The organism is Streptomyces sp. TRM64462 (assembly GCF_013362995.1).
GTDB lineage: Bacteria > Actinomycetota > Actinomycetes > Streptomycetales > Streptomycetaceae > Streptomyces.
Window position 1 is genome coordinate 15,488 of sequence record NZ_JABWDV010000415.1, and the last position, 12,503, is coordinate 27,990.

At 72.9% G+C, this 12,503-nt stretch carries 9 protein-coding genes; 2 read left to right on the top strand and 7 right to left on the bottom strand.

Features of this window, described 5'->3' with window-relative positions:
- Positions 1-81: 81 nt before the first annotated feature.
- A complete protein-coding gene (locus tag HTZ82_RS25470; RefSeq protein WP_175411746.1) occupies positions 82-936 on the bottom strand; it encodes an AraC family transcriptional regulator in 855 nt (284 codons plus the stop codon).
- A 76-nt stretch (positions 937-1,012) separates the two neighbouring features.
- On the opposite strand from HTZ82_RS25470, the gene HTZ82_RS25475 reads away from it, so the two are divergent.
- Both HTZ82_RS25475 and HTZ82_RS25480 read left to right on the top strand, forming a co-directional pair.
- Entirely contained in the window at positions 1,013-1,480 is a 468-nt protein-coding gene (locus tag HTZ82_RS25475; protein WP_175411747.1) for a nuclear transport factor 2 family protein, read from the top strand.
- Positions 1,481-1,671: 191 nt separating this feature from the next.
- On the top strand, positions 1,672-2,103 hold the full coding sequence (locus HTZ82_RS25480) for a hypothetical protein (RefSeq protein ID WP_175411748.1): 432 nt from the start codon (positions 1,672-1,674) through the stop codon (positions 2,101-2,103).
- On the opposite strand, the gene HTZ82_RS25485 is transcribed toward HTZ82_RS25480, so the two are convergent.
- From HTZ82_RS25485 to HTZ82_RS25510, 6 genes are all read right to left on the bottom strand, one after another.
- On the bottom strand, positions 2,073-3,341 hold the full coding sequence (locus HTZ82_RS25485) for a preprotein translocase subunit SecY (protein WP_175411749.1): 1,269 nt from the start codon (positions 3,339-3,341) through the stop codon (positions 2,073-2,075). The two genes, HTZ82_RS25480 and HTZ82_RS25485, sit on opposite strands and share 31 nt — an antisense overlap.
- A 56-nt stretch (positions 3,342-3,397) precedes the next feature.
- Positions 3,398-7,543: a protein kinase gene (locus HTZ82_RS25490; RefSeq protein ID WP_175411750.1), complete on the bottom strand. Its 4,146-nt coding sequence runs from the start codon at positions 7,541-7,543 to the stop codon at positions 3,398-3,400.
- A gap of 28 nt (positions 7,544-7,571) precedes the next feature.
- On the bottom strand, positions 7,572-8,219 hold the full coding sequence (locus tag HTZ82_RS25495; protein ID WP_175411751.1) for a hypothetical protein: 648 nt from the start codon (positions 8,217-8,219) through the stop codon (positions 7,572-7,574).
- Between the two features lie 117 nt (positions 8,220-8,336).
- Complete coding sequence (locus HTZ82_RS25500; RefSeq protein WP_175411752.1) at positions 8,337-10,439, bottom strand: SpoIIE family protein phosphatase; 2,103 nt, start codon at positions 10,437-10,439, stop codon at positions 8,337-8,339.
- A gap of 64 nt (positions 10,440-10,503) precedes the next feature.
- The gene (grpE, locus tag HTZ82_RS32945; RefSeq protein WP_309235677.1) at positions 10,504-11,688 is read right to left on the bottom strand and encodes a nucleotide exchange factor GrpE; all 1,185 of its coding nucleotides are present in this window, start codon (positions 11,686-11,688) and stop codon (positions 10,504-10,506) included.
- Positions 11,685-12,503 (bottom strand): Hsp70 family protein (locus HTZ82_RS25510; RefSeq protein ID WP_175411753.1); only part of this gene is annotated, 819 nt, incomplete at its 5' end. The genes grpE and HTZ82_RS25510, both read right to left, overlap by 4 nt.

A 12,503-nucleotide genomic window follows, 5' to 3' on the forward strand; every position in this document is an offset into this window, starting at 1 on the left:
ACGGCGCGGGCAGCGTGCGCTCCACGGGTGGACGCTACCCTGCGCCCGTGGCGAGCGGTGTGTACTGCGTGGGGCAGGTGATCAGCGCGTCTCGCCGGTGTTGTGCCCCGCCCATGCGATGTCGTCCACTGCCAGGCCCGGGTCACGGGCCAGTGTCGCGGGAGTCATCCCGGCGAATGCCATGACCTCGCGGTGGAGATGGGACTGGTCGGCGTAACCGCACTCCGTCGCGACGCGGGCCGCACTGCCGCCTGCGGTCAAGTGATGGGCCGCATGGTGGAAGCGGACCAGTGTCCCGGCGCGCTTGGGAGGCAGGCCGATCTGTGACCGGAACCGGGACCACAGGCGCCTGCGGCTCCAGCCGACCTCCGCTGCCAGATCTTCGACCCTGACCAGGCCGCGGCTGACAGCGATCTGGTTCCAGGCCCAGACCACCTCCGGGTCCACCGGTGGCCCCATCCCGCGGCGGCGGGCGAGGAAGGTGTCCGTCAACGCGAAACGGTCCTCCCAGGACGGGGCCTCACCGAGTTGCTCCCGCAGCCGTGCCGCGTCCCGGCCCCACAGGTCGTCGAGGGGAACCACGGTATGGTCCAGGTCCGCCGGGCCGACCCCCAGCACGGTGTGCGTGACCACCGGAGACAGGTGTACCTCCACGCATGCGACGTTCTCTCCCCGCATACGCACTGCACCGGAGGCAAGCCCGGCGACGAGGCTTCCGCGCTGTTGCCGGCCGACGGCGTCGCCCACGATCAGCGGACCTTCGCCGAACTCGACGACCAGGGTGAGGGCCGGGCGCCGGATCACCGGCAGGTCGACGGGACCCGTGCCCCGATCGCGGAATCCGGCCAGGCTGACACCGCTTGTCCGGCTGTGCCACGGTGGCCGCGCGACCTCCCACCTGGCCACAGCCTCACGCTCACGCAGGGCGGATCGCATCACCCCATGCTACGGGGAGACCGATCGGGAACATTCGTCCAAGACACTCGAGCGCGCGGGCGGTGACAGTGGGCTCATGAGCGACATCATCATCCAGAACGCCTTCCAGGCGTTGGCCAGTTATGACCACGACCGGATCTCCGCGGTCTTCACCGAGGACGCCGAGTGGCTGTCGCCCCCCGGTAACGCCACCGCCACCGCGCTCGGGGCGACCAACCACATGGTCGGCAGGAACGCCATCGCGCGCTTCTTCACCGAGGACTTCCCTCGTGTCTTCGTGCGTGACGTCACCGTCACCTTCCTCGGTCTGCACGCCGATCCCGGACGGGGGGTGGCAGAGGTCACCATGACGGCGACGCTCGCCAACGGACACCACTACAGCAACGACTACTGCTTCGTCTTCGAACTCCGGGACGGGTTGATCCACCGGGTCCGTGAGTACGCCGACACAGCCCGCGGGCACCGCACGCTCTTTGGCGAAGTTCCGCAGGAGATACATCGAACTGGCCACGAGCCGGTCGGCCCCGACAACCAGCAGGTCTGAGCCGCCGCACCATCGACAGCCGCAACGCTGGTGACCACTGGCGGCCAGATCTCTCCCCACCAACTGGCCACTATCACCCACCGGCCCTCTTGGTGAATTCAGGCCGGTCCGGTGCCTTGCCTTGCGGCCCATGTGGTGGAAGCCAAGGCTCTCGCGTACCAGCAGGGCGGAGCGGCCGGACTCGGGGCAAGTTGCAGCAGTTCTTGCCGGAGCCCCGCCGCGCGCCCCGTGCCGGGGCGGTGCGCCTGTCCATACCGTTCGGCGTCGGTGTCGACGTGGACACGCGGCTGCTCTTCGTCGACTCCGGGCCGGGCTCCGGCGGCGGTGGAGGCGCCAGCTGCCGCCTGTTGCTGCACGGCTCCGCCCAACACCTGCTGGGCTGGACGCCCCGGCTCACCGACGGCCCCACGCTGAACGAGACCGACGGCGGCGACAGCGTCGGCGCCGTCTTCCTCGACCACGGCGCATGCCGTTTGTGGACGGTTTTCCATGGACCGAAACGCTCCCGGCAGCTCGCGCCACTGCACTCCGGACTCCGGTGCCCACTCGGCGTCCGTCAGATCCCCCCGACTCATCGTGATCAGAACAACGGCTACCTGACCGACGAGACCCGCCCAAAGTAGCCGGGCTTCAGCAGCCAGGACTCGATCTGCCGGGTGAGGGGCAGTGCGGTGCCGAGGACGACGCGCGCGACGATGAGCAGCGCCGTGACGCCGAGGACGGCGTTGTCCGTGTACAGGCCGGGCAGGGCGAGCGCCGCCACCGGTATCAGCGCGACCACCGTCATGCCGAGCGCTGCGGCCAGGACGATCCGCACCCGGATGTAGGCGAGGTACTCGACGGTCTGCCGCCCCTGCCGGATACCCGGGACGAAACCCCCACCGCGCTGCAGGTCGCCCGCGACCTCGTCGGCGTCGAACGCGATGACCCCGCGGAGGAACGCGTACGCGAAAACGAGCAGGACGTAGGCCGCCAGGATCCACGGAGCCGGTGGCGCGGGCAGCAGAAACAGCAGGGAGGCGGGGATCATCACCGCGAAGCCGCCCTGGCCGCCGCGGACCGGGACATAGGCCGCGCTGCCGCCGTACGACCGGCGGCCGATCATCCGCTTGGCGTACTGGACCGGGACCCGCCGCTCGCTCTGGCGGACGGTGACGAACAGGGCTGTGACGAGCGCCAGGGCGACGAGGAGGACCAGCGGAGCCGACATGCCGGCCAGGCCGTCGCCCCGCTTCCGCGCCGCGTTCCACACCTGCCCCGGAAAGACCGCCGCGACCTGGGCGAGAAGGAGAATCGACAGGCCCTCACCCAATCCACGGTCGGTGATGATCGCGCTCAGCCACATGACCACAGCTGTGCCCCCTGTCATGCAGACCACCATGGTGATCTGCGCGAGGGCGCCGGTGCCGTACAGGACACTCGCATCCGCCGCGGCGGTCGAGGTGCCGGCGAGCGGGGGGCGGCCGTCGGCCGTCATCCTCACCACCACGGTGGCGAGCGCCGCGCTCACCAGGACGGCGACGCACCGGGTGGAGCGCGCGAGCCTGGCGTGAGCGGCCTGGTCCGCCTCCGCCAGTGCCCGCAGGCCGGGGATCAGCAGGCCGCCGAGCCCCACGACGTAGTGCGCGGCGATGACCGGCAAGACCCCGAGCGCGAGCACCGAGAGCTTCGCCAGTCCGCCGCCGCTGAGCAGGTCGAGGAGTCCCAGCAGTTGCCCGGTCGCCGGATCGGTCGCCGCCAGCGCTGTGCTGTCGACCCCGGGCAGTGGCACAGTCTGGCCGAGTCGGAACAGTGTGATGACGAGCAGTGTGACAAGCAGCCGCCGTCGCACTTCGGGCACCTGGAATGCGCGTATGAACACCGTCGAGTCCCCCTGCTCCTATGCCCTGTCAAGCCGCCGTCCACGCGGGGCGCCTGTCAGGCGCGCCCGCCCGCTTGCAGACGACGCAGATGCGCCGCGGCCTTCGCCGAGCCCTGCGCGGCGGCCTGCCGATACCACTGCACGGCCTCCTGCGGGCGCGAACGTTCGAGCATCTCACCGAGGTTGAGCATGCCCATGGGCTCGCCCGCCTCCGCCGAGCGGCGGTACCACCGCTCGGCGTCCGCGGCACGGTCGCTGTGCCGGAGGATGTTGCCAAGGTTGTTCATGGCCTGTGGATTCCCCTTGTCTGCGGCCCGCCGGTACCACTGCTCGGCCTCCGCCTGCCGCCCGGCCCGCTCCACCAGACCGGCCAGGCTGAACATGGCCGATGGATCACCCTTGTCGGCGGCGGCGCGCAGCCATTTCTCGGCCTCCGCCGTGCGCCCTCTTTCCCCCAGCATCATTCCCAGCACCAGCATCCCTTCCGCCTCGCCCTGCTCAGCCGCACCGCGAAGCCACCGCTCCGCCTCGTCCATCCGGTTGCCCCTGAAAGCGCGGAAACCCTCCTGGACCATGGCGCGGGCGTATCCCTGCTCGGCGGCGCGCCGCTCCCATTGGGCGGCCTCGCCCTCCTGCCCCATCCTCTTCAGCACCACGGAGAGGTTGTGCATCGCCATCGGGCTGCCGAGTTCCGCCGCGCGGCGGAACTGCTGCGCGGCGTCCGCCGTACGGCCCTGGTCGAGCAGCGAGGCACCCAGGTGGATCATGGCATCGGTGTCGCCGGACCGGGCGCCTCGGCGGTGCCGGGCGTCCCAGGTGTCCAGCTCCGGATTGCCGGTCATCTGTACGATCGCCTGGAGCAACGGCTCCATTGCCCCGGCAGCGCCCGCGGCGGTGTGCTGGTCCCGCTTTCGGCCGAACACGGCGGCCCCTTTCGTCGTCTCCGTCGTCTCGGTCGTCGTCGATCCCGGTGAACCGCTTGGCGGATCGCAGGCGGCCAACTCCCAGTCGAGTTCCCATACTCGTACGATCCCGTCGGCGCCGGCGGACAGCGCCGAGCAGGCGTCCGGGGCGAACAAGGCGTCCTGGAACCCGCCCTTCGGGCCGTCGAGCACCCGCAGGCAGCGGCCGGTGGCGAGCTCCCACAGCCGCAGGGCCCCATCGGTGCCGCGGGAGAGCGCGAAGCGGCCGTCGGGAGTCAGCCCTACGGCCCGGGCGTGTCCCGGCTGCTCGTCGAGCACCCGCAGGCAGGCACCGGTTTCGGTGTCCCACAGCCGGATCCGGGCGTCGCCAGGGCCGCCGCAGGACACCAGCAGCCGTCGCTCGGTGGCCGCGCAGATCGCCTCCGCCGGGGCGGTGTGGCCGCGCAGTACCCGCAGGCAGCGGCCGGTGTCCAGGTCCCACAGCTGGACGGCGTTCCCCGCCCCGCAGGTCGCGGCGGTCCGGCCGTCCGGGGCGAGCCACAGTTCCGGCGACCGGCCGTGGTCCCCGTCGAGTGTTCGCAGACATTTCCCGCTCGCCATCTCCCAGAGGCGTACGCGGTGGTCGGCACCCCACACCAGGGCGCGCTGCCCGTCGGCGGTGAACCGGGCAGCGGCCGCGCCCAGGGTGAGACGGAGCTCGGCCTGACGCGTGCCGGTGGCCACGGACCAGGCGTCCAGTGAGCCGTCGGCGTTCGCGGTCAGCACCATACGTCCGTCGGCGGTGAACTGGACGCCTTTGAGGACGTTCATTCCGTGGCTGTCCGGCAGACCCTCGATCACCGGCCCGCGCTCGCCGGACTCCGCGTCGAGGACGTGGAGGGTGTGGGCGAGCCGGACCGCCGCCGTCCGGCCGTCCGGCGACAGCGCCAGGGTCGCCGCCTCGGAGTCGAACCGGGCCAGGGCCCTCGTCGGCCAGGCCGCGCGCAGCCCCGTGCGGGTGACGCGCCGGTCGCGGGCCAGGGCCCGCCAGGCGGCGAGTGCCCGCGGGGCCCGCTCGTGGCCGGGGACGGTGCGCGCCTGGGTGAGCAGGTCCAGGGCGACGGCGCCGCGGCCGGCCAGCCGCGCCTGTTCCGCCGCCTCGACCAGGGCGGCCACCCTGCCGTCCAGGCTGCTCAGTTCGGCGTGCCGGCGGGGGCGGCTGAGCCGTATCGCCGCCGTGTACGGCTCGGGCAGCAGCCATCGGCGCGCGGTGTTGTCCCGCCCGGCGGAGAGCAGGTGCCGGCCGTCGTCGAGGAACACCACGGACTCGACCTCTCCCCGGTGTCCGCGGAAGGTCCGCAGGGTGCGGCCGGTGGCGGCGTCCCACAGCCGGACAGCGCCGTCCCGGCTCGCCCCCGCCAGGAGCCGGCCGTCGGGGCTCAGGTCGAGGCACGTGGCCGGGGCGTCGAAGGAGCGCAGGAGTTCACCGGTGTGCGGGTCCCACACATGGATGCCGCCGCCGAAGGGGGCGGCGGCAGCCGCGGTGCGTCCGTCCGCGGTGAGGCAGAGGGGAGAGCCGAACAGGTTCCGCACCGGCATGACCGTCTGCTCGCGCGCCCCGTCCGGGTCACACAGGAACACCATGCCCTCGCCCCCGTGGAACAGCAGCCGTCGGCCGTCGGAGGTCGCCTGCACGGGCCCGCTGTGGAAGCCCTCCAGGGTGTAGCGGACCCGGCCCGTGGTGACGTCCCAGCCGAGGACCGTGCCGTCACTGGTGCCCGCGACCACCAGGCCCGGCTCCGGGAGGAGCCGGAGCCCGCGGACGGCGGTGTCACCGGAGCGATAGTCCGGCGTGAAGGTCTGCAGACAGCGGCCGTCGGTGAGGTCCCACAGGCGGACCAGGCCGTCGGAGCCCACGCCCACGGCCTGCCGCCCGTCGGCGCCGAGATCCACGGGGCCGCGCATTCCGTCCAGTTCACGCAGGCAGCGGCCGGTGTCCAGGTCCCACAGGCGGACCATGCCGTCGAAGGCCGTCAGCGCACGGCGCCCGTCGCGAGTGAGCCGGATCTCGATGTCGGGCTTCCGGTACGGGTACCAGGGCACGTCCCGTACGTCGCCGACGGCACCGGGGCCGACCGCGCCCCGCTCCCGGTGCACCTCGTCAAGGAGCGGGCGCACCCGCTCGGCGTCCTGCGCGTCGGCGCGGGCGGCTTCGAGCGCGGAGATCAGGTCTTCGTCGGTGGCGGCGGCCTGCCTCCAGCGCGCCAGGCCCGCGTTGTAGGTGGCTTCCGGGTGACGCGGATCGACCTTGAGGGCCGCCTCGAAGGTCTCACCGGCCTCCGTCGTGCGGCCCAGGTCGAGGAGGGACAGGGCCCGGTTGTTGAGTTCGTCGGCGCGCAGCTCCGCGGCATATGGCCGCGGTCTCGGGAAGACGTGCCCCGTCAGCTCCCCGTACATCAGGACGAGTTCGTCCGCGACCGCGGCCATCGACTCCGGCCTTCGCGCCGGATCCTCGTACAGGCAGCGAGCGAGCAGGTCGGCGACGGCGGCCGGCAGTTCGACCAGTTCCTCCGGGTGCGGGCCCTGCCTCGGGCCCTCGGTCCGGAACGCCGCGAGCGCCTCGCCCACCACCGGCCCCATCAGCCAGCTCACCTCGCCGGTGAACATCTCGAACACCGACACCGCGAAGCTGTAGATGTCGGTACGACGGCTCAGCGGCGCCCCCACGGCCTGCTCGGGCGAGGCGTACGCCATGGTCATCCCGCCGCCGGACACCAGCTCATCGCCTCCGGCCGCACGCGCCCTGGCGATGCCGAAATCGGTGACCTTGGCCGTCCCGTCACTGTCGAGCAGCACATTGGCGGGCTTCACATCCTGGTGGACGAGTCCGCGCTCATGGGCGTGCTGGAGGCCCCAGGCGGTCTGGATCGCCAGGTCCATGATGCGGGCGAGGACCTGCGCCGGAGCTCCCGCGTACAGCCGCCGGTCGCGGATCCAGTCCCGCAGACTGCCACCCGGCACGTACTCGGCGAACACCCGCGGGATACCGCCCAGAACGCGTACGTAATGGCAGCCGCACACGTTCGGATGCAGCCCGATGGACACCCATGTCTCGGCCTCGCGTACGAACAGCCGTTGCTGCTCGGGAGTTCTGAACAGCTCGGGCCGTGGGCACTTCACGGCCAGGTCCGTGTCCCACTCCCGGTGCCGCACCCGGTAGACCAGGCCCATCCCACCGTCCGTGTGTACGCCTGTCACCTCGTACTGACCGGCGACGACGTCGCCGACCTCCCACACCACCGGTGTTCGCGGCTCCCAGACCGGCACCTCAGCGAGCCCGGAGGCCGGGCAGCGCCGCGAACTCGCGGTGGACCACGGCGCTTTCGCGCACGGTCCGTACCCACGCCCGCGCCTTCGTCAGCGGATGGTGGGGGAACTGGGCGTCCCAGGCGGGGTCGTCACTCGGTTCGTACGGCAGCTGAGGGTCGTACGGGTGCCCGCCGTCCTTCTTGGAGGGCCCGCCCCTGTTGATGTGGACCAGCGACTCGCGGATGCCGCTGACCTGCCACTCCTCGAACTGGCCGGTCAGCACGGCGGTGCGGTCCGCCTTGGCGAGCACGAACGAGGCGCGGAACAGGCGGCCCGTCGGGGATTTGGGCAGCTTCTCGGCCACCAGCGTGTACAGGGCCATGGAGCCGCCCAGCAAGACGGCGTCCGCTTCGAGCAGGGTCGCGGTGGGTACCGGCGAGATGCCGGGCGACGGGCCTGGTAACACGCGAGCGGCGTGGGTCCGCGCGAGCTCCCGGCGCAGCACGTCGATCTCGTACAGCCACACGGGGCTGCGGGGCAGGGCCTGCTGCATGCTCAGCACCACGACGTCGCGGGTGTTCGGGTCGAACCACCGCGTTCCGTCGAGGTGTTCGAACCCGGTGGTGTCGAAGGTCAGCGGCATTGATTCCCAGGTCGCATGGGCCACGGGCGCAAATTAACACGCCCACCGGGACCCACACCATGGTCGCCAATTAGTCAATGACGTTGCATTTACCGGCGGTTCGGGGTCGCCCGACACGGTGTATCAGTGCAGGCTGCGCCGTCAGGCGTGGTGCGGGGGTACGCGGGCGATCAGCAGGGCCACGTCGTCGTGGCCCGCCGGGTCGCGCATCGTGCGGAGCACCCGGTCGCAGACGCGGTCCAGGTGGCCGTTCCCGGCGTCCGTGGCGTCCGTGGCGTCCGCGAGCAGGGCGAGGAGCTGGTCCAGGCGTGTGTCGATGGACTCGCCCCGCACCTCGACCAGGCCGTCCGTGTACAGGACCAGGCGGTCGCCCGGGCGGAGCGGCACCGTGCGGTTGGCGAACGGTACGCCGCCGACGCCGAGCGGCACCCCGGTCGGCAGGCGGAGCAGCTCCGGCGCGCCGCCCGCCGGGATGCGCACGGGCGGCAGGTGGCCGGCGTTGGCCACCAGGCATGCGTGGCGGTGGGGGTCGTACACCGCGTACACGCACGTCGCCGTCGACTGTTCGAGGCCCGTGGTGCTGCGGTCGACGTGGCGCAGGATCTCGGCCGGGTCCAGGTCCAGGTCCGCGAGGGCGCGCGTGGTGTTGCGGAGCTGCCCCATCGTGGCGGCCGCCGTGACTCCGCTGCCCATGACGTCCCCGACGACCAGCGCCGTCCGGTCGTCCGCGAGCGGGATCACGTCGAACCAGTCGCCGCCCACGTCCCCGGGCGCGCCCGCCGGCTGGTAGCGGTACGCCAGCTCCAGGCCGGGCCGGGGCTCCGGGCGGTGGGGGAGCAGGGACCGCTGGAGGGTCAGCGCCGTGTCGTGCTCCCGCTGGTACCAGCGCGCGTTGTCGATCGACACGGCCGCGCGCCCCGCGAGCTCCCGCGCCAGCACCACGTCGTCCTCGTCGAACGGCTCCGCGTGCCGCGTCCGCGCCAGATGCAGCGCCCCCAGCACGCTGCCGCGCGCGATGAGCGGGACCGCCATGTACGAGTGCGGTTCCGGACGGCCGGTGCCGTGCGCGGTGCGTGCGACGTGGCGCCGGTCCTCCTCGCCGACCCGGGCCACCAGGACCGGCCTCCCCTCGCGGACGCAGCGCGCCACCGGGCTGTCCGCGTCCGCCTCGTACGATCTCCCGGCCGCCGTCACCGGCCCCGTGCCTTCCGCATCCGCATCCGCATCCGCCACCGCCAGCGTGCGGAAGAACCGTCGGCGCGCCGGCGGCGCGCCCGGCGTCCCGGGGGACCGGAGCGCCGCGTCGAGCAGGTCGACGGTGGCCGCGTCCGCGAGGTCCGGCACCACCAGCCCGGCCAGCTCCCGGGCCGTCTGCTCCACGTCGAGCGTCGTCCCGACCCGTACCGACGCGTCCGCGATCATGGCGAGGCGGCGGCGTGCGTGCGCGGCCTCCGTCGCCGCGCGGTGCCGGTCGGTGACGTCGACGGCCGACAGGGCGAGGCCCAGGACGCGGCCGTCGCCCGCCTCCAGTCGGTGGTACGACACCGACCAGGCGTGCACCTGCCCCGGCTCGGCCGGCGTACGGCCCACCACGTTCTGGTCGACCAGCGGCGCGCCCGTCTTCAGCACCTGCCGCACCGCCGTCTCGACCAGCTCGACGTCCAGGAACGCCAGACCGTCGCGCAGCGGACGGCCGGTCAGCTCGTCGGCCGGCCTGCCGGTGATCCGCGCCAGCGCCGGGTTGATCGTCATGAAGCGCAGTCCCGGGTCCAGCACCGCCAGGCCGATCGGCGACTGCGCGACCAGCCGGCTCGACAGCGCCACGTCCCGCTCCAGCCTGCGCAGCGTCGACGACTCGGTGGCGAGCCCCAGCGCGTACAGGTCGCCGCTCTCGCCGCGCAGCCGCATGTTGCGGAACTCCAGCAGCCGCGTGCTGCCGTCCTTGTGCCGGACGGGGAACACCCCGGCCCAGCTCAGGCCCTCCTGCATGACCTGCGCGAACAGGCCGGTGACCAGGTCCACGTGCTCCTCGCGCACCAGCAGCCGGGCGGCGAACCGGCCGAGCGCCTCCTGCGCGCTGTAGCCGAAGACCTCCTCGGCCTGCGGGCTCCACAGCACGATCCGGCCCCGGTCGTCGAGGACCACGGCCGCGACCTTCAGGACGTCGAGCAGCCCGCCCGGAGCCGACGTCCTGTACGCGCCGCCGGCGGGCTCGTCCGGCGGGCGGGAACCGGTCGCGTTCACCCGACAGCCCCTTCCGCGGCACGGCAGCGTCGCCCCATCGTCCCCCGCGCGGTCCCGCCCCGCATCACCGCGCGGCCGGCGGCCCCGTGACCGTCACCTCGGCGGGACGCAGCAGGTGGTCGCCCACGCGGTGGCCCGGCCGGATGACCTCCGTGCACACCGGGCGGTCGTACGCGGGCGACGACAGGTACGCCACGGCCGTGTGGACGCGCGGGTCGAAGGGCTCGCCCGCCGCGCCGAACGTCGTCAGGCCCAGCGCCGCCAGCTCGTCCTCCAGCATGTCCGCGACCCGCAGGAACCCGTCCGTCAGTTCACCGTGCCTGCCCGCCTCCCGGACCGCGTCGAGGACCGGGAGCAGCCGCCGCAGCACGTTCGCCACGGCGACCTCCCCGACCGCGAGGCGGTCCCGGTGCACGCGGGCCCGGTAGTTGTCGAACTCGGCCTTCACGCGCCGCAGATCCGCGGTCCGCTCCGCGAGGGCCACCCCCAACGCCACAGCACCGGGCACCGGTTGCTCCCGCGCGTCCTGCCCATCCCGGGCCTCCTGCCCATCCCGCCCCTCCTGCCCGTCCCGGGCCTCCTGGAGGTGCTGCCCCTGCCGGGCATCTCGCGCGTGCCGGACCTTCCGGCCGTCTGGACCCTCGTGGACGTCCCGTGCCTCTCGGGGCTCCCGGGCCTCCTGGAGGTGCTGCCCCTGCCGGGCATCTCGCGCGTGCCGGACGTCCCGGCCGTCTGGACCCTCGTGGACGTCCCGTGCCTCTCGGGGCTCCCGCGCCTCCCGGAGCTCCTGCCCCTGCCGCGTATCCCGCGCGTGCCGGACCTCCCGGCCGTCCGGACCCTCGTGGACGTCCCGGACCTCCCGCGCTTCCCGGGCCTCAAGCGCTTCCCGCTCGTCGCGCCCCTCCTGGGCGTTCCCCGTCTCCCGGGCGTTCCGCCCCTCCCGGGCGTCGCGGGCCTGCCGCGCCTTCCGGTCCGGGCCCCGGGGCGCGGTACCGGGGTGCGGCGCGGCGCCCGGGGCCGGCCGGTCCGCGTCGCGCTCGGGCCGCTCGGCGCGGGGCGCGTCTTCGTGGGCGGCCGGGGGACGGGTGTCCCGTACAGGCTGCCGGTGCGTGCCCTGGCGGGGTGCCTCGGCGGCCTTCTCGTCGGCCGGCGCCGCGGGCGGCCGGGACTCCTGGGGTGCCGGGAGCAGCATCGGCGGGGGACCCGCGCGCGTGGGGACCTGGGTCAGATCGTGGCTGCCACGCCTCATTCCCGGCCTCCCTCCCGCCGCTCGTCGTCGACGATCTCGGCGTCGACGACCTCGTCCTCCGATGGCCCCGCACCCTGGCCCTGAGCCCCGGCCTGCCCGCCAGCGGCACCGCCACCGCCGTCGGCCCCGGCCTCGGCCGACTGCGCCTGCGCGTACATGGCCTGGCCCATCTTCTGCGAGACCGCCGCGACCTTCTCCGTCGCGGTGCGGATCGCCGCGGTGTCCTCGCCCTTCAGCTTCTCCTTCAGCTCGTCGACCGCCGACCGCACGTCGCCCGTCGTCTCGGCGGGGATCTTGTCCTCGTTGTCCTTGAGGAACTTCTCGGTCTGGTAGGCGAGCTGCTCGGCCTGGTTCCGGGTCTCGGCGGACTCCTTGCGGCGGCGGTCCTCGTCGGCGTGCCGCTCCGCCTCGCGGATCATGCGGTCGATGTCGTCCTTCGGCAGCGAGGACCCGCCGGTGACGGTCATCCTCTGCTCCTTGCCCGTGCCCAGGTCCTTCGCGGTCACGTGCATGATGCCGTTGGCGTCGATGTCGAAGGCGACCTCGATCTGCGGGACGCCACGGGGCGCCGGCGGCAGACCGGTCAGCTCGAACATGCCGAGCTTCTTGTTGTACGCGGCGATCTCGCGCTCGCCCTGGTAGACCTGGATCTGCACCGACGGCTGGTTGTCCTCGGCCGTCGTGAAGATCTCGGAGCGCTTCGTCGGGATCGTGGTGTTGCGCTCGATGAGCTTCGTCATGATGCCGCCCTTGGTCTCGATACCGAGGGACAGCGGGGTCACGTCGAGGAGCAGGACGTCCTTGACCTCACCCTT